We start from the raw sequence: 18850 nt of genomic DNA, 5'->3' as shown, positions 1-18850 counted from the left end.
TGTGACGATTGGTCGCAGCCGCATGGAAATGGTATGTGGAAATGGGAGGAAAAAGAAAGTAATAAAATGGCGTTATATTCAGTCTTGGGCGTGCTTTGTTACCTGGGTAGGATCCCGGTTTCCAGCATTGAGAACTCATGGCTATTTATTTTGAATACAATAGAAATCAAAGCCCCCCCTTCATTTTTCCATTCAAAGGTCCCGTTGATCTGTCGGGCAAGGGCTTTCATCATTTCAAGTCCAAGTGACGGTGGATCATTTTTCATTATATCCCTGAATCCTGGCCCATTATCAGCGATAACCAGTTTAACAAGCCGCGGCTGCAGGTATTTGGCAATGATCTTTATTTCACCACCAGACTCACTAAACGCATACTTTATCGAATTTGTGATCGCTTCATTCATGATTAGACCAATCGGTACCGCCTGGCCAGTATTGAGGTCAATCACATCCAATTCCTGGGTGATTTTAACCTTGCGGAGCTTGGGCATGTAGACTCCGGAAAGATAGCCGATGAGATCCTGAACATATTCCGACAGGCGTATCGTCGAGATTCCCGATTTTTTGTAAAGTTTTTGATGAATAATTGAGATCGACTGTATCTGATCCTGAACATTACGAATCGCCCTTATTGCTTCCGGGTTCTTTGAATGGGAAGATTGGCTATAGAGCAGACTAATGACAATTTGGAGATTATTTTTTACGCGATGGTGGACCTCTCTTAGCAACAACTCCTTTTCGACAAGGAGCGAATCTTTTTGTTCGATCAATGTTTCCTTGTCGGTCAGAAGAGCAGAAAGCTGATGGTTTTGTTCATTGATTTGGGCCTGCTTGCTGCGTAACGCAACGTTTGCTTTTTTCTTCTGGTTATAGGCATAATATAAAGTACAGGTCAGAATAAGGAACAGAAGTGAGCCGATCAATGAGCCGTAGAGTTGCGTTGATCGCCGCCGCAGCCGTTCTTTCTGCATTAGCGATTCATTATGGAGACCCTGGATCGTTTTATCCTTAGCCAGAGACCGATACCTGGCCTCAAGTTCCCGAATGTGTTTCGTTGCCGCTGCATTGTTGATAGAGTCATTGATTCGCGTAATTTGCCTGTATCTTCGGAGCGCAGCCATCAGATTTCCGCTGATGGAATCCCGGGTGTAACTATAATCCAGCATACGCCTTTTGATCAGAATCGATTGACCGGTTTTCGGCAAAGATTCCAGTTGCCTCAGGGAATTCAGAAACTCATCCCATTTTCCAGCCTTTATAAAATATCTTAAAAGGGGGTCTGAGATGGCAATGTAATTGTCAATCTTATAGTACTCAGTCTGATTGCCAATGTCAGCCAGGACTTTATGAGCCACATTTCGGAACGGGCCGATGAGCGCAGCGGCTTTCTGTAGTTGCCCTCCCTGTGTATAAAGCTGTAATTTTGCTGAGAGTATTAACATTTCGTCATACGGGGATTTCTTCGGAAACCGGTCATCATTGTTTTCGAAGAAAGTAATTCCTTCATGAAAACGATGTAATTTACTGTAACATAATCCAGCGCCCCTCACAGACAAATAATAATAATCTTTTGCACCCGCCTTCAAGGCATATTCCATACACCTCACATACGCCTCAAGCGCGTTCTGGTTTTGCATGTCGTTGTAGTACGCTCCGGCGAGATTAAAATAAAAACGTGCTCCGTCAAGCGGTTTTCCCGTCGGATCGTTGTTAAAACTATTTGCAGTTTCAATTCTTGCGATCAACCCTTTTTTAATATCGTTTTTCCGATAAAGTATTTCGCCAAGTATGTAGTAACCGTAATAGATTTTCGAATATTTTAGCAATTTATATTGCTCAATAGCCGACTCTATTGCTTTCTCAGCCGCGTCCAGTTTGCCAGCGCGCAGGTATGCATCGGCAACCTGTCCAAGAATGTCAGCCGCTTTTTGTTTTTCATTGAGGCTGCTCAGAATGCCGTAAGCATTGAGGTAAGCCTTTGCCCTGAAGTCCGAATGTTCTGTATCCACGTACCATATCCAGTTACCGTATAATTCCCAAATCTCAGCAGCTTTTCTTTTGTTCCCTGAGTTTTCATAATACCTGGCAGCTTGCGTGAATAGCCGGTTCGCCTTTTCAAAATCATGAAGTGTCGCAGTGAGGCATGCATTAGCAAGAACGCATTCATAAACGTAATAAGTCAGGTGCAGGTCTTCACTGAGCTTTGCAGCTTTATTGATATAGAAAGCTGTGCTGTCCATATCAATCTTATCATCACCCGGTTTATCCAGATAATATCTCCCCAGTTTCAATAGTGTGACGATCCGGTTACTGTCAACACCAGAGCTTTTCAGATTCTGCAATAACCGGTCGCGGTTTTGCGCTGATGTGCTGAGCCAGATTGCTGCCAATGCAAGGCAAATCAGTAATTTCCCAATAGTGATGCGCATTCCGTCTCTCTCTTTGATCTATCGTTTGTTTTGTTAAAAAGCCGCCATCAGATACACCTGCAAATTTCTCAACGTATTCCCAGCCGCTTCATCTTAGAATGGAGTGTGGTCGGCGGCAGACCCATGATTTCGGCAGCACCTTTGGCGCCGCGGATTCGCCCGTGGCAATTTTCAAGCACTGCAAGAATATAATCTCTTTCATTTTCATCAATAGTCTTCAACACAGGGCGTGATGTCGGCCCGGGTGCCGTTGGTTTCACCTGTTGAGGTAGTTCTGCATCTGTGATGAGCATCCCTCTGGTTAAAAGTACGGAGCGCTCAATAAAGTGTTCCAACTCCCTTACATTTCCAGGCCAGGGATAAGTGGACATCCGGTCCATCAATTCTTTAGAAACCCCACTGATCGCTTTTTTATATTTTTTAGCATATCTGTCAACGAAATATTCGGTTAATGCTACAATATCTCCGGGCCGGTCACGAAGGGGCGGAATTGTAATCGGGAACACGAACAGCCGGTAGTAAAGATCTAGCCTGAAATGGCCCGCCTCCATCTCTGCTTCCAATTTACGGTTAGTTGCTGCAATGATTCTGACATCGATCTTGATCGGCGACCTACCGCCAATCCTGTCGATCTCCTGCTCCTGGAGCACCCTCAAAAATTTCACTTGGATATCCACCGAGAGTTCACCGATTTCGTCAAGAAAAATAGTTCCACCGTCTGCTATTTCAAATTTACCTAAGCGCCGCTCAACAGCACCGGTGAACGCTCCTTTCTCGTGGCCGAAAAGTTCTGTTTCAACTAGGTTCACGGGTAAAGAGGCGCAATTTACCACGGTCAACGGGCGGTCCCTACGGTTCGATCTTTGATGAATGCTTCGGGCGATCCGTTCCTTCCCTGTGCCACTTTCGCCCAGGATCAGAACAGAAGTATCCAGGGGAGCAACAATCTCGATTTTGTCCAAAACCGATAACATTTCCGGGCTTTGGCCGACCATGCCGTCAAAATTGATTGTTGTAATTGTCTGTAATTTCCCGTTTAGCGCCTGATGATCTTTACCATTGACAGTATCAGTAAATAAGTTCGCCAGTGTTGCCTGGGTACGGGTTAAGAGTACTGCATGCTGTATGGTATAAATGTTAGGTCTGCGATTGTAAAACTCCAGTCGGGTGACAACTGGCTCCCCGGTATCCATGGGAAAAAAGAATGCTGATTGTATATTATATATATCGGAGATCAACTGGCTTCTTGTATTCCCCCGGAGCAGGTTGGAAAATTCCGCTTCTTTGAATATTCGAGGTTTTTTATAGGTATTACGGCTATTTAAATCATTTTGAATCTCATTTGACGTATACCCTGTTATGTTTGTAAAGCCTCCGTCTTCAATATATTGATATTCCTCAAAACCTATTCTTAGTAACCCTGCATGATCTTCGCCGGAAGTAGCTGTGTTGATTTTTACGATATTGAGGTAGTCAAAGGGAACGTGGTGCTGTATGGCTTCGGCAATCTTTAGTAGCAAAGCCTTGAGATCGCCAGATTCATCTGTAATTTTCTTTAATTTGATATTCAGTTCCTGCTCATTTTTATATCTGGAATCCATCATGTGCTCATGCCTGTAAAATGCGACGTCCAATGTCGTCAACAGGTCATATTCCCGGAAAGGCTTGACGATGAAACCCAGTGGCAAAGTTTCTTTAGCCTGTTCGAGTAATTTTCCTTCAAAGTTTGCTGTCAGGAAGACGAAAGGTAGATTTTTGGAGGTAAGTGACCTTGCGAGATCTATTCCGTTAAGATCTCCTTTCAGCTGGATATCGATTAATACGAGATCAGGATGATGCTCCTCGATCAATGCAAAGGCTTCTTCAACGTTATCTGCGATCCCGCTAACTTTGAAGCCTGAATTCCATAATACCGATTTGATATGTTGTGAAACGAGTGATTCGTCCTCCACGATCAGTATTTTTTTCATAATAGATGCCGGTGTTTATTTACGTAAGTCTCATGTTATTTTTCAGTTACCCTTTCCTGTTGCCCGGTGATCCGAAACAGCAATTACGTATAAAACTGAATGAAATAGTCTTGTTTTACGCTTGTGATTAGTACTTTAAATTTTCTTATTCCTCAAGATAGATACACCTAAATTCGGGATAAATCCCCGACTTTTCAAACACTTTTTAATTTGGAAAAATAATTCTGCATTGATTAAAATATGGCATGGCTGGTATCGTGTCTTGCAGACGATATGCAGTCGGATGAAATTGCCTGAGAGACGGTATTTCGGCTGTTACGGAATCCAAACGGTCATATAAGACCTTTTTAAATGTGGCACACCTTTAGAGTCGCTCTAACGGGAATTGTATATAACCTGTTTACTAAAATTATCATAATTATGTCAGGAGCTTTAAATTTTTCGCAGGCAATTGAAGATGTCTCATGGCTTGCCGAATCAACAGAACGACTGGACTCTTTGTCCAGCTTCAGTAGAATTCTCGCTACAATTCAAACCGCGCCTGAACTATTTGGAATGCTTAAAAGCCTCATCTCGCCGGTATTGGGAATTAAAGAATTTTGTATTTATGCGATTTCGCGGGAGACAGCATCATTTAGAAACATTTTTCTTGAACAGGATCAGGTAATGGGAATGGTGCCGGTTTGTTTCAGGCCGGAAATTCCCTTTAATAATATCCGTGGATTTGAGCAACAATTCAGGAATGGGATTACCTCGGAGCTACCAATTGATATTGATCGTCTGGTATCAACTTTGGCTATTGACCTTTTTGTAGAAAAATTATATTTCAAGGATTCGTTTTTACATCAAATTATCGGTTTGCGGCTGGGTAAGCAGCTAATCGGCGTTTGTCTGTTTATTTTTGAAGGGATAAGGGTGCCTGTTTCTTTCAGGACCCCATCTATGCAATTTTTTTGCGACCAGGTTAGTCAAACCGTAAATCGAATAACAGTCAATAATACAATCAGTAAACAACAGGAAGAGCGTGATCTCCTATTGTCCCTTAGTATTGCTATTGCCAAGGTGCGGAACCAGGAACAGTTGCAGCTGACCTTAAGCCAGCATCTGAAAAAGTACCTTGGTTTCAGTCATACGGCGATTGCTTTATATGATGAGTCGAGAAAGTCTTACAATCTTTTTTCGCTGGATCCGCATTCAAAATCCAAAGACCATCCGGAATATCCGAAATTAAAAACGAAAAACTTCGAATTAAATGACGCTTTTACCAGGAAAATGAGTGCGACGCCATATACCGTTAGTTTTAATCTGGAGGACTACGCGTCGGAAGATTTGCCAGTCTACCTGCGGGTCAACAAGGAATGTGGAATCAAAGTATTGTGGGGGCATGGCTTTCGAACTGAAGAAAAAACACTGGGTATTCTTGTTTTCTTTTTCGACAAAGCGACGCAGTTAAACAACGATACGATGGCGTTATTAACGGGTATCGGTCATCAGATCTCGGTAGCTGTTTCCAATATTCTTGCGTTGCAGCAAGTCAATAAATTACTTTGGCTAAAATCGACCATGTTATCTTTCGGAATTGAGTTAAGAATGACTAAAGATATCCGGTTACTGTCCCAGATTATCAAAAAACAAATTCAGGAGTTGTTGCAGGTCCGAGAGTTTGCAATAACGGTTATTTCGGAGGATCGGTCTTCCTGTCGACTTTTTTTCTACGACCATGCGCATGAATTCGTAAATAATCAGGCATTCCGTTCTAATGGTGCGAATGAGATTTCCCTGGATCACGAGCTCTTCAGGGAAATCATGAAAAGTCCTACCCCGTTGAGATTTCCTGCTAATACTCTTGAAAATTCTGTTTTTCAGGACCTGCTCACGCCGACAGACGATGATGTGCTTGTCGGAGCAAAGATCACGATAGGCGATGAAGCGGTTGGTATTTTACTGATGACCTGCGAAGGAATGCGCGCAATCAGTGCTGAACGACAAATATTCGACAGTTTTTGTTCTCAATTAGGCATCATCATCACCAACATAACGGCGCATCAAAAGCTCGAAAACCAACTTAAGGAAACGGATCGCTACAGGCAGCGTTTGGAAGTAGAAAAAACCTATCTTTTTGAAGAGATCAGTACACTTCTCAATAATTCTGAGATCGTCGGAACGAGTAAATCCCTCCGTAGTGTATACCATTTGGTTTCACAAGTAGCAAGGTCGAGCAGTACTGTGTTGATCCTTGGAGAAACCGGAACGGGAAAGGAATTGTTTGCCCGGGCTATACACAATAATTCTCCACGAAAGAATAAACTGATGATCAAGGTTAATTGTGCCGCAATTCCACCGAATCTAATCGAGAGTGAACTTTTTGGTCATGAGAAAGGAAGTTTTACAGGAGCGACAGAAAGGCGGATCGGTAAGTTCGAACTCGCTCATGGCGGTACGCTTTTTCTTGATGAGGTAGGTGAAATGCCGCTGGATCTTCAGGTAAAACTTCTGCGGGCTCTGCAGGAAAAAGAGATCGAGCGGGTAGGCGGGAAAACAACCATAGCCGTAGATGTCCGGATTATTGCAGCAACGAACAGGGACTTGGAAGAGGAAATGTCTGCCGGGCGTTTCAGAAAGGATTTGTATTATCGTTTGAATATATTTCCGATCAGCCTCCCTCCTTTACGTGAAAGGCGCGATGATATAGAGGTGCTGGTCAATCATTTCATCGAAAAGTATAGTAAAAGATGCGGTAAAAATATTCAGGGAATAGGACCAAATGCTCTTTTAGACCTGAAAAGGTATCATTGGCCTGGAAACATTCGCGAGCTCGAGCATATGATCGAACGAAGTATTTTACTAGCAAACACGAATATCATCAAACAGGTTCCTCTGCCGCTTATGAAAGTAGAGCAAGTATTTGTACCTGGAAAAGAAGAACAGGTAATACTAAGAACTATCGATGAGCACGAGCGCCAGCACATCCTCAATATATTAAACCATTGCGGCGGAAGGATTGCCGGCATCGGAAACGCTGCAGAGATTCTTGGCGTCCCCCCCACGACTCTGAATTCCAAAATGAGGCGGTTAGGCATTAAAAGAGGTCATACCTTATAACTAATAGGAACTCAGCACCGTCAGGAAATATACCTTACCCATCCTAATCACCCGTCACATTTAATTGTTGAAAACCGGAGCGATCCGGTTTTTTTAGCGGTATACAAAAGGTAGCCAAATATCGTGCGTGGAATGAAATCCGCTTTATATAGCGTGGAATATCTGCAGTGCTTTATTGTAATTAATTGGTAATCAGTTTTTTTAAAAAACTGGAATGTCACTTGCGTTCTCTGGGGAAATCAAGTTGTGCTTCGATTGAACGGAGGCAAAAAAATAATTCTTAATATGAAAATAATAGTCATAGGTGGAACCGGAATGATCGGGACCCAACTGGTGAGCAATCTGAGGCTGCATCATTACGAAGTGATAGCTGCTGCGCCGGCAAACGGAATTAACAGCGTTACGGGCGAAGGCCTTGCTGATGCGCTTTCAGGCGCTGAAGTTATTGTCGACGTTTCAAATGCGCCGGTTTATAACGAATCGCTGCAGTTTTTTGAGACTTCGGGCAACAACCTTGTGGAAGCGGCAAGAAAGGCCGGGGTAAAGCATTATATTGTGCTCTCTATTGTAGGTACTCCGCAACTTACAGAAAGCAATTATTTCCGTGCGAAGGCAAACCAGGAATCGATTGTCAGAAACAGTGGTATTCCTTACACCATTGTCAGAGCAACCCAGTTTTTTGAATTTCTAGGTACTCTTGCAGATCTCTATACCCAGGAGGGTATAATTCACCTTACTCCGGCAACTGTTCAGCCAATTTCATCTGCAGACGTCGCTTTTGAGCTTGCTAAGACTGCATTATCTGCCCCGTTGAACGGGATCAAAAACATAGCTGGTCCAGAACGATTCATTCTTCCGGAAATCGTTGCACGCTATCTTCAGAAAATAGGGGACAGCCGAAAAGTAATCACTGATGACAAAATAGGGTATGACGGTGTTTTCGTAAATGATGCGCGTCTGTCACCAGAATTTCCCGATTGGGTTGCCGCACAAACATTTGATTCCTGGTTTGCGGAATCTTCTGCGAAATCTCTAAACGCCTGATGAAGGAAATGCCTGCTGCCCGGTTTGAGCGATATTTTTGTTTTTGCGCCGAAAGGTGTATGGTTCATTCATTGTTTTTATGTGTCGTTGAGAACAGGGTGGCGGCATTCTTTAGTCGTTGAGATCACATACCAAGAAGAAGTTGCCCGGATCCAACGAATAGCGTTCTGGACCATTTTTTTAGAATGCCTGGACCATCAGATGGTCAAAACCTGAAATAAATTTGCAACAGCAATTGCAACAATCAATTGCATAAACATTAAATAAAATGAAAAAAATAATTTTGCCAGTAATCCTTTTGGCCACATTTTTTGCTAATAAAGTCAGTGCCCAACATGCTGAACATGAAACGGTAACTGCGACACCTCCAAAGGTTATTTTCTCAAAGATACTGAACACTGAGTCTCTTAAAAACCAGGAGTTTAAAATGGTTGTCGTAACATTTGGTCCCGGTGAACAGTCTTCCGGTCATCGTCATCCGATCCCAACCTTCGGTTATGTTCTTGAAGGGGAACTCGAATCCACTTTCGAGGGTAAGGTTTACCGTTACAAAGCAGGTGATACTTTTTATGAGGAGCCTAATGGTTTGCATAACGGAACACGTAATGTCAGCAAAACTAAACCGGCCAAATTACTCGCCATATTCGTAGGGGACGCAGGAAAACCGTTCTTAGTTCCTGAAAAAAAATAAATTTCTTTAAAGGATGATACCGATAAGTGCAGGCATCATCATATTTTATTTCTCATATAAACATGCAATAAACCGATTCTTATGAAATTCTTAATTATTGGGGGGACCGGGCTGATCGGCTCTAAGGTCTCTCAGGAATTACAGAACGCTGGTCATACCGTCTTTGCGGCATCTCCATCCGCCGGCATCAATGCGATCACCGGTGAAGGTCTGGACGCAGCATTCGAAGGGACCGATGTTGTTCTCGATCTTATTAACTCTGCAACATTTGAAGATGAGCCTGTTATGGATTTTTTTAGGACTGCCAGCGCTAATCTGGTCCGAGCCGGTAAAAAGGCTGATATCGGACATTACCTTGTATTGTCTATCGTTGGCATCGATCTCATGCAAAAAATTGGTTACATGAAGGCGAAAAAGGTTCAGGAAGATACTGTAAAACTTTCTGGCATACCCTATACAATCGTCAGGAGCACCCAGTTTCATGAATTCGTCCCTACTTTAACTAGTATAGCGACCCAAGGGACAGTTGTCCATCTTTCAAAACTGGATTTTCAGCCGATCGCTGCTGCAGATGTAGCTTCGCTGATCGCCCGGTTTGCTCTGGAGGAACCTGCTAATACTACCATTGATATAGCCGGCCCTGATCGTAAAGGTATGGATCTCTTTGCCGAAGATTACCTGAAAGCCGGTAATGATCAGCGTACTGTGATCGCCAACAACGATAGAGTATACATTGCTGCTCCGGTTCCGCAGTCGGCGCTGGTTCCGGCAGGAGAGGCTTATACAGGTAAAACAAGTTTCTCACAGTGGCTTGCCAGTAACGCGGCAAAAAATTAAATTATGGGTACCGGACGAGAGAAATAAGCACTCCTGTCTTTTTATCCCCAAATTATGGTTTGTATTTATTATGCAGACCACTTTGTATTTTCCGGCCGAAAACGACCGGAAAATTTGTTTTTTTTAGAGGACTTTTAAATCGCAAATTCTTACCAAAGCTGTTTGCGAAAAAATATTTTATTGAGTGCAGGTTTTGCATTTTTATGATAAGCGGATCAAATGGCATAGCGGTATACCCGGAATAGTCATGCGCGGCATTTATACATTTGATGCGCTGCCAAAAAGCAAACAGCTTCAGTAACACGGTGACCAAGTCATTTATTGATTACTATTGTGAGTTTCTTGATTGCTTAAACAACCCGTTGCTCCAAAGCGCACTGAATACCCTAGTCAAGCCTTCCGGAATATCTAAATAAACGAAACTAAATGGTTCATGCATAACAGTAAGCAACAACTGGTTCGTGCCGGATTAAGAGCATTAATAAAAGGCTTTCAAAATGATCAATTCAAGCCTTCAGGATTTAGCGGTATCATAAAAGAGAAAATGGACCCTTTACCAAATTCACTTTCTGCCCAAATCTTCCCTTTATGAAGCCTGATGATCTCCGCAGACATATATAAGCCTATGCCGAATCCTGGGATGACTTGAGTGGGGACATTTTCAATTCTATAAAATCGTTCAAATAACTTTGGCAAATCATGACTTTTTATGCCCATTCCGTTGTCCTTAACGGAGACCTCCAAATAGCCTTTAGTTTTTCGATAATTGATCTCGATAGTACTTTGCTCGGGTGAAAACTTAACAGCGTTCGATAAAATATTATTAATTACCTGTCCGATCTTTTCGCGGTCTGCGACTACTTCAATGAGCGATGCAGGGTGAAAGTTTATTATATGATTACTTGCAAGCAGCTTAACTTCCGCAAAACTTTCCCTGATTAATGCTCCGATCTCAAAAACGTTCCTGTTGACCGTAAAATTGCCGACGCTGATTTTTGAGACGTTGAGAAATCCGTTCACTAACCGAAACATCCGTTTTAATTGAATATTGGCATTTTTCAATGCGAAAGCATTTGTTTCCGTGTCCTGTAAATTTCCTGTCAGCAATTTGAGCGAACCCTCGATAGCGGTAAGGGGGGTTTTAAGTTCATGACTTGCCATAGCTATAAAATCATACTTTCGGATATCATTCAGCTTTTGCTCGCTGATATCATGCATGAACCCGATAAAATAGGATGTTTCCCCAACGATCTGCGGTGAAACGTTTCCAATGGCCCGGATCCAGCGCAAGTCGCCGTCCCGATAACCTCTTAAAGAAAATTCTAATTCAAATTTTTTATCACTGGCCATTGTATCGGCCATAGCTTCCGAAAATAGCGAGCGGTATTCTACACTGATTTGATTGATGGACATTTCCAATGACATGTCTTCATCAACATTGAAGCCGAATAATTTTTTAAGTCTCGGAGACGGGATAAATTCCATGGTACCTAGATTAATGGACCAGGTTGCCATTTCCGCCGATTCCGTAGCAAGCCGCAATATATTATTGCTATGATCTAACTCTTTTCGTGTATTTCTCAGTTCCGTAACATTGTAGAAAGAAATGATTGCACCATCTATTATCTTTTCTTTTTGCTTAATGTAAGGACTAGTCAGTACGTGATAATAGTTTCCGTTTAACGATTCGACTTCGCGCATAATCGTCTCACCGCTGGAAATAACTTTCCTGATGTCGTCTAAGATTGTTTCCAGTTTGATATTCGTGGTTATATTACTGAGTGGACGTCCGATGTCACCCTCCTGGATATTGATATGCTTAACTGCGCCAGGAGAATATTTTTTTAACAGAAGATCCCGATCTACGATCAGTTGGCTATTTGCATTGTTTCTGAAATAGTTATTTAAATCATTGTTAACCGAGGTCAGTTCCTGAATGGTGTATTTGTGTTCGTTATTAATGGACTCCAACTCTTCGTTAATAGATTGCATCTCTTCATTCGCACTCTGCATTTCTTCATTTGCTGAAAGCAACTCTTCGTTATAAGCCTGCATTGACTCCTGCGACGACTCAAGATAATCATTCGCTGTCTGAAGTTCTTCCTTAAGACGGATTAATTCGCTTTCAAGGTGCTCTATATGCTCCTTGGTCACTTTATCCATATCAAAAGGACTTGACAGGTCACTTTCAGAAATGGCATGATTTCCTTCAAAGAGTATCAGCAAGCCTCTCTTTCTTGATTTTTTATCAATGAAAGGACTAACAATCAAATTGGTGCTACGTTGAATTTTCGAATCGTCAAGTGAGAACACAATACCGGAAATTTTTTGACGCTCAGAATGAAGCAGCGCTTTTTGGGCTGCAGCCCGCAATGCCAGCATTAAAGGCTCGGGAAGCAATTCCGGTAAATTGTTGTTAAAAAATTCCTTTTTCAGATATAAAGAGAGGTCTCCGTAAGCCTGCAAAACTTTTAATTCTTCGTCTGTGCTAACACCGCAGTAACCGGATTCCAGGAGTATCAATTCTGATAGGTCTGGTGCCAAAGATATTGAGGAAAATTGTTGAGGGGACTGGTTTGATTTTTGCACACCATTAAAATTTATACCCGTTAGGGCAGGGGGTAAGTAACTTTCAAAGCCGAATTTCTTTATACTATCGGTTCTTTGGTAAATATTCCATTTGGCGCTGATTTCCGTATAATCATCTTTGAAGCCAGAAATATTTTCGCTGGAACCTAAAAACAAAAATGCATGCTTCTTTAAGCCAAAAGTAAACTTTGATAAGATGATTTTTTGCAGCGACGGCTTAACATATATAAGCATGTTACGGCAAGATATCAGGTCGAGGTTGCAATAAGGGGGATTACGGGTAAGGTCATGCTGTGCAAATACAAGCATACTCCGTATTTCTGGTTTGATCTTGAAGCCGAATTCGGCTTCATCAAAAAAGCTTTGTTTTCGTTCAGCAGATACGGAGCTGAGGGATTGTGCTTTGTAAATTCCGCGGGATGCTTGGTTTAAGGCGTGTTGGTTGATATCGGTCGCAAATATTTTAATATTTAACGTGATGCCGTTTTTTATCAAATATTCTTTGATGATGAATGAAAGAACAAAGGCGAAGATCACCAATGTAAGTGGTGGGCATACTTTATTCATGACCCAGGCAAAGGCAGTTGCAGCCGTGATCGAATCGGCGGCGAATGGTAAATAAGATCATCAACTGAGCTAAATTTACAACTCTTTATTTTGCAGAATACTTTCTGTAAAATAAAGAGTTTTTTTTGTCACGACAAATCCTTTCTGTCAACGCGTTCCGGGATTTCCAGTGAGATATCCCGGATACTACTTCAATATTTTAGAGATATGCGCGATCTCATCACTGTTCACCGGTTGTCCCATGCGGGATTAATCTTTTCGGAACTTCTGCGATATAGTGTCCAATTGCGAAGCTTTTATAAGTTGCAAAGATGCAAATGGGTATCGTTCACGCGCGATGTTATTTCGTTAAAGACAAGTTCCCGGTATGCATATAATCATAGGTAATGGCAAACAGGTATGTGAGCGGATCTCCTGCTATAGCAGGCCCATTTGCAATTATTTATCATCACTGAATTTCCTTTCTATCGAAGTTCCAAAGGCGGGCCAATAATATAGAATTGGCGAAATATCGTTTGGTTTAAGATGTTCTTTTTTATAGTAACTACCAGTATGTCAATTGTTTAATGTATTGGAATGAGTTATGTATTTGATATGCCAAAATTGATCGAAGAACTTTTATCAAGAAGACAAATGAAAACGCAAGTTACCAAAGCCCCAATCACCAACTTAAAAAAATTCTTAAGTGCAAGCTATTTCACCCTCTTTCTAAAGGCGCTCGATCTCTTTTACATATTATATAAATAATTTATTAATCAAACAACAGAAACCATGAAAACAAAAATGACAACAGCAGTATTGGTAGCCGTATTATTTGGTAACATATTAACTGCAAAGGCGCAAGATGGCTCTTCAAGGAGCATTAAATTAAGCTACGGTGTTGAAGCCGGTTTAAGCACCGGTACTTTCAAGGAGGGTTCAGGATATTCTATGTATCATTTTGGTTTTCAGTTTATTATGTGATTTTTAAAAATCGACTCACCGCGTGGCTCACCAGTTTTTTCTGCCTGAAAATGGAGGCGCAAATCTTAACGGAAAGATAGTAAATACATTACTATTGAATGCATAAGCAAATTGAAATCAAGCTTATTAAATGTGCTTGATTTGATCTAGGTTAGCGAAGCGATATTAGAGAATAAGGTGCCATTGACCACACTATTCCCCGCTCTTTTGAAGGTTCGTCATTGTTCCGGTACAATTTCTGCTGCTATTTTTTAAGATCTTCCTTGTTAATAATGCTCTTTTTTAAGTATTGCTCCAAATGAAAGTTTTCCAGTTTTTGTAAAAGATATTGCAACGTGAATTTTCAGCAATCGTCAGTCTCACGGAGATGATTCACTTTTTGACAAACGGGTATGCGTAAAAAGGATGGCCAAAGCGGTAATATCTTCGGCGCATTGCAAGGGTGTGCCTTCCAACGCTCTTTTACATAAGATTTCGCATAGCGGCTCATAAAAACAAACAAGCGACCATATTTTTATCCAGCTGATAGGCAATATTCAAAGCGGCACTGTCATTAGCGCCCAACCCAATAAAAGCCTTATAGAAAAGTTCATCGGGTTTTAGGTTTTACCGGCACCCTAAACCAGAAAGTCGAACCCTGGCCATTGTTGTCCTTTACACCAATACTGCCATCATGGCGACGGACAATTTCTGCAGAAATATAAAGACCGAGGCCAAGACCTGAAAAATGGGACGACGATTCCTGGACACGGTAAAAGCGGTCAAAGAGGAATTCCCTCTTATTGGGGGGAATGCCAATGCCGTAGTCTTTAACTTCCGCTACGAATTGATCTTTTTCAATGCGGCAATTGATCAGAACCTCTTTGGCTTCAGGGGAATATTTTATGGCATTTGTCAAAAAGTTATTGACCACCTGCTCCAAACGCGTACGATCAGCTATTATCTCTAGCACACATTCGTCTTCAAAAATCAAACGGTGTGAATTATTCTGCAAGCCAACTTCATCTACACTTTCCTTCACCATCTGACAAGCATCAAAAGTGCTATAATTCAACTGTAATTTACCTTCTTGGATTTTGGTTACATCAAGTAGGTCATTGAGTAAAGCGGTCATTTTTTGAGTTTGCCTTTCTGCTTTATTGATGAACGAAACCATTTGATCTTTTGGGTCCAGTTTTCCAGCTATTCGTTGCAGGATCTGCAGAGAACCTTTCAAACTTGTTACCGGGGTTTTTAGTTCATGGCTGGCTATGCTCATAAACTCATCCTTTTTACGCATGAGTTCTTCGGTCGCGGTCTGGGCCTTGATCAGTTCAATCTCAATAGCTTTTTGACTGGTGATATCAATGATCGATCCAACCAGGCGGTAAGGCGTTTTAAATTCATCTTCCAGGATACTGCCCCGGTCAAGGATGTAGGCATAATCACCATCTGATTTTAAAAAACGGTATTCTGCGGACCAGTTCTTCGCATGATCATTGATTGCCTCATAAACGGTATCCTGTATGCGGTCACGGTCTTCGGGATGAACTTTGTCAAACCAAAAACTGATCCGGTTAGTTTCTTCATCACGGGGATAACCGAACATGGTTGTAAAATTCTCGCTCCTCCACATTGTATTACTCACCAGGTCCCAGTCCCAGATCGTATCGTTGGTTGCCTTTGCTACCAGGTTAAAACGTTCCTCACTTTCCGAGAGTTTTTGTGTGCGTTCCGTCACCCGGTCTTCTAACTCCAGGTTAAGCGTCTTGAGCCCTTCGCGTGCTGTGATTAATTCCTGGTAATTTTTACGAAGTTTTTGTTCTGCGATTTTCCGATCGGTCACGTCATTCAGGCTCACCACAAAACCGTCGTTCATTTTGGCAGTTACCACCTGGTACCATTTATCGTTATGGGCCTTCAATTCAGATTGCAGCGCCTTTCCGGTTTCGATCACTTTAGCTAATTCCTCGAAACTAATGGATTCCAAATCCTCGAAAGAATGTAATGAAGGCTTTGTTGAAAGGTCATCGACTGTTTTTCCAACTAATGCCAATGCTGTATTGTTATAAGCAATACATTGGTAATCGATGACTTTGTGGTGATTGCGCACTTCTTTAAAAGCCAGAATGGCTGCAGAACTTGCATTAAATACGCCTGAAATAATATTGTTCAACTCTGTAATGACAGAGATATCGATAAAGGAAATTACCACACCGTCCCGCTTTTTATCCTTACGGACATAAGGCATGATGCGCATCAGGTTAGTCGTTCCGTTCTTAAGCTGCACTTCTTTTTCAACAACCTGGGCATCAGATAAAACCATGTGAATATCATTCACCAGATTATCATACTGAATATTGCTCGAAATATGATTGATAGGACGGCCTATGTCTGCCTCGATAAGGTTAACCAATTTAACGGCAGCCGGATTAAATTTCCGGATATGCAGGTTTCCATCTATAAAAATCTGGCCGATATCTGTACTTTTAAAATAATTGTCAAGGTCGTCGTTTAGTTCGATCAGTTCACGAATCTTAGCCTGGTGTTCGGTATTCAGCGTATGAAGCTCTTCATTCAAGGACTGCAATTCTTCATTGCCTGATTGAAGTTCTTCATTGGCAGATAAGAGTTCTTCGTTACTCGACTGCAACTCTTCGTTGGTCGTCTCCATTTCCTCTACCGCCATTTGCAGGTTGGCGCGGGTTTCATTTAGTTCGGCTTCCACCTCAAGCAAGTGCTCCTGATGTTGGTCTGTACCAGCAAAGCTCAGATCGATCCCGTCTTTATCACTTAGTTCCCCTTTGATCTCAGTGAACATGATCAGGGTTAATCCACGCTGTGAAGATGAGCCGGGCGGTTTGATCACGATCTGAAGGAAGGCTTCTTCTTCTTTAAGCTTCAATCGAACCCTGTTGAGATATGTTTTTTTATGTTCCTTCCAGGCCCTGCGGATTGCTGTGTTCAGTACAATGGCTATTTCTTTATTAACAAGGTTCAGGATGTTAAGGTCGATTTTTTTCTCAGGCAGGTGCAGATAGCGGCGATAGTTACCGATTGTTTCTTTGACTGTAAAATGTTTGTCAATGAATACAGCTACAGGCCCCGATTCTTCCGCCAATAAGTCAATAAATTCCTGTTCCGGTGATTTTTCCGGCTCCGGTACACTTTCTTTCTCTTTTACTTTGAGCTTAAGAGACGGGCTGACTGAGGTGTAAGTATGGTGCAGGCCATAATTAATAGTACCGGTTTTCTGGTAGATTTTCCAGCGACCGGATATTTCGGTGATCCCTTCTTTGATCCCGGCAGCATTTTCACTGGAACCTAAAAACAAAAAACCGTCTTTCACCAGCGAATAATGAAAAGTTGCAATTACTTTCTGCTGCAACAAAGTGTTCATGTAGATCAGCATGTTCCGGCAAGTTACCAGGTCGTTCTTGATAAACGGCGGCGACTTGATGACGTTGTGCCTGGCGAATACGATCTGTTTACGGATAGACGGAATGACAGAATAAGCTTCACGGTCTTTAACAAAATATTTCTTCAGCAGTTCGGCAGGAATCTCTTTAGCTACACTTAAGGGATAACTGTTCTTCCCCGCGATCTCAATGCTGGTTTCGTCTACATCGGTGGCAAATATTTTAATATCCAGTTGCTTGCCGGATTTCTTAACGCAATCATTGATCAGCACGGCGATGGAATACGCCTCCTCACCGGTACTGCACGCACAAACCCACACCTTGAGCAATTCACCGTCCTGTTTATGAGCTATAATTTCAGGAATAATATCTTTGGCCAGCACTTCGAAGGCGGCCTTGTCCCGGAAGAACTTCGTAACCCCGATCAAAAAATCCTTGGCCAGCAGTTTGACCTCCTGTTCATGATTGTGCAGGTAGGCTACATAATCTTTTACGTTGGCAATATCGACAGCCAGCATACGACGGGCGATCCGGCGCAGAATTGTCGGTGTCTTATAAAGGTTAAAATCCTGTCCGCTGCTGGTACTGACCAGCTGGAACAACTCGTCGAGTAGCTTATCATCGATATGTTTGCCCGGCAGGTCAGGACTGATTTGCTGGCTGATAAAATTGCGCAGTTCCTCGTTCATCTTCGCGGGTGGCAGGATAAAATCAGCATTGCCCGAGGTGATGGCACTGTTGGGCATGCCGTCGAATTTTGCGGTAGCAGGTTCCTGGACGATAACCATGCCCCCCGCATCTTTGATGGCCTCGATACCTTTGGTGCCGTCAGTTCCGGTTCCGGATAAGATGACCGCTATAGCTTTATCCTTTTTATCGCTGGCCAGGCTGAAGAAAAAGGTGTCGATCGCTGTATTCGGCGATTTGTCTTTAACCTTGTCAGCGAGCTTCAGCTTATGGCCTTTAATGGTCATCAGCTTTTTATTGGGAATGATATAGACGCAGTTGCGCTGTAAGGTCATATCATTGGCTGCTTCGGCAACTTTCATTTGAGTATGCTTGGCAACCAGTTCAACCAACAGGCTTTTATAGTCCGGCGATAAATGCTGTATTACGATAAAGGTTAGCCCCGAATCCTGGGGCATATGATCAAAAAACTCGTGAATAGCTTCCAGCCCACCGGCCGATGCGCCAATAGCAACAATATATCGGTCCAGCGAAGTTGCTTCCGGAAAAGTGATATGTTTTGGAGCAGCCACG

Annotated in this window: 9 protein-coding genes; 5 read left to right on the top strand and 4 right to left on the bottom strand. The window is 42.4% G+C overall.

The genetic code is table 11. The annotated features are described in order from the left end of the window. Positions 1-98 precede the first annotated feature (98 nt). Positions 99-2429: a sensor histidine kinase gene (locus MTO98_RS30975; RefSeq protein ID WP_243483142.1), complete on the bottom strand. Its 2331-nt coding sequence runs from the start codon at positions 2427-2429 to the stop codon at positions 99-101. A gap of 68 nt (positions 2430-2497) precedes the next feature. Then, entirely contained in the window at positions 2498-4399 is a 1902-nt protein-coding gene (locus tag MTO98_RS30970) for a sigma 54-interacting transcriptional regulator (protein ID WP_243483140.1), read from the bottom strand. A 420-nt stretch (positions 4400-4819) separates the two neighbouring features. Here MTO98_RS30970 and MTO98_RS30965 point away from each other — a divergent pair, with 420 nt between their 5' ends. The 4 genes from MTO98_RS30965 (at position 4820) to MTO98_RS30950 (ending at position 10073) form a co-directional block, all read left to right on the top strand. Beyond that, positions 4820-7501, top strand: a complete 2682-nt coding sequence (locus MTO98_RS30965) for a sigma 54-interacting transcriptional regulator (RefSeq protein ID WP_243483138.1) — start codon at positions 4820-4822, stop codon at positions 7499-7501. A 285-nt stretch (positions 7502-7786) separates the two neighbouring features. Further along, a complete protein-coding gene (locus MTO98_RS30960) occupies positions 7787-8545 on the top strand; it encodes an SDR family oxidoreductase (protein ID WP_114941186.1) in 759 nt (252 codons plus the stop codon). Positions 8546-8813: 268 nt separating this feature from the next. Then, complete coding sequence (locus MTO98_RS30955) at positions 8814-9236, top strand: cupin domain-containing protein (protein WP_243483136.1); 423 nt, start codon at positions 8814-8816, stop codon at positions 9234-9236. Between the two features lie 81 nt (positions 9237-9317). Next, on the top strand, positions 9318-10073 hold the full coding sequence (locus MTO98_RS30950; protein ID WP_243483134.1) for an SDR family oxidoreductase: 756 nt from the start codon (positions 9318-9320) through the stop codon (positions 10071-10073). Positions 10074-10574: 501 nt separating this feature from the next. On the opposite strand, the gene MTO98_RS30945 is transcribed toward MTO98_RS30950, so the two are convergent. Then, complete coding sequence (locus MTO98_RS30945) at positions 10575-13157, bottom strand: CheR family methyltransferase (protein WP_243483132.1); 2583 nt, start codon at positions 13155-13157, stop codon at positions 10575-10577. An 843-nt stretch (positions 13158-14000) separates the two neighbouring features. Between MTO98_RS30945 and MTO98_RS30940 the strand changes: the two genes are divergently transcribed. Next, positions 14001-14192, top strand: coding sequence for a hypothetical protein (locus MTO98_RS30940; RefSeq protein ID WP_243483130.1), 192 nt, complete (start codon positions 14001-14003; stop codon positions 14190-14192). 589 nt (positions 14193-14781) lie between these two features. On the opposite strand, the gene MTO98_RS30935 is transcribed toward MTO98_RS30940, so the two are convergent. After that, positions 14782-18849 carry a chemotaxis protein CheB gene (locus MTO98_RS30935; RefSeq protein WP_243483128.1) on the bottom strand — a complete coding sequence of 1356 codons (4068 nt, stop codon included), beginning with the start codon at positions 18847-18849 and terminating at the stop codon, positions 14782-14784. Position 18850 lies beyond the last annotated feature (1 nt).

The sequence above is a fragment of the Mucilaginibacter sp. SMC90 genome (assembly GCF_022811725.1).
In the GTDB taxonomy this organism is placed as follows: Bacteria; Bacteroidota; Bacteroidia; order Sphingobacteriales; family Sphingobacteriaceae; genus Mucilaginibacter.
The sequence above is the reverse complement of the archived record's forward strand: the minus strand, read 5'-3'. Positions and strand labels throughout refer to the sequence as shown.

What these genes read in the sequence shown, in the direction of transcription:
- MTO98_RS30940 (WP_243483130.1), top strand. Translation starts at nt 14,001, where the DNA reads ATGAAAACAAAAATGACAACAGCAGTATTGGTAGCCGTATTATTTGGT.
- MTO98_RS30960 (WP_114941186.1), top strand. Translation starts at nt 7,787, where the DNA reads ATGAAAATAATAGTCATAGGTGGAACCGGAATGATCGGGACCCAACTG.
- MTO98_RS30955 (WP_243483136.1), top strand. Translation starts at nt 8,814, where the DNA reads ATGAAAAAAATAATTTTGCCAGTAATCCTTTTGGCCACATTTTTTGCT.
- MTO98_RS30950 (WP_243483134.1), top strand. Translation starts at nt 9,318, where the DNA reads ATGAAATTCTTAATTATTGGGGGGACCGGGCTGATCGGCTCTAAGGTC.
- MTO98_RS30975 (WP_243483142.1), bottom strand. Translation starts at nt 2,429, where the DNA reads ATGCGCATCACTATTGGGAAATTACTGATTTGCCTTGCATTGGCAGCA.
- MTO98_RS30965 (WP_243483138.1), top strand. Translation starts at nt 4,820, where the DNA reads ATGTCAGGAGCTTTAAATTTTTCGCAGGCAATTGAAGATGTCTCATGG.
- MTO98_RS30970 (WP_243483140.1), bottom strand. Translation starts at nt 4,399, where the DNA reads ATGAAAAAAATACTGATCGTGGAGGACGAATCACTCGTTTCACAACAT.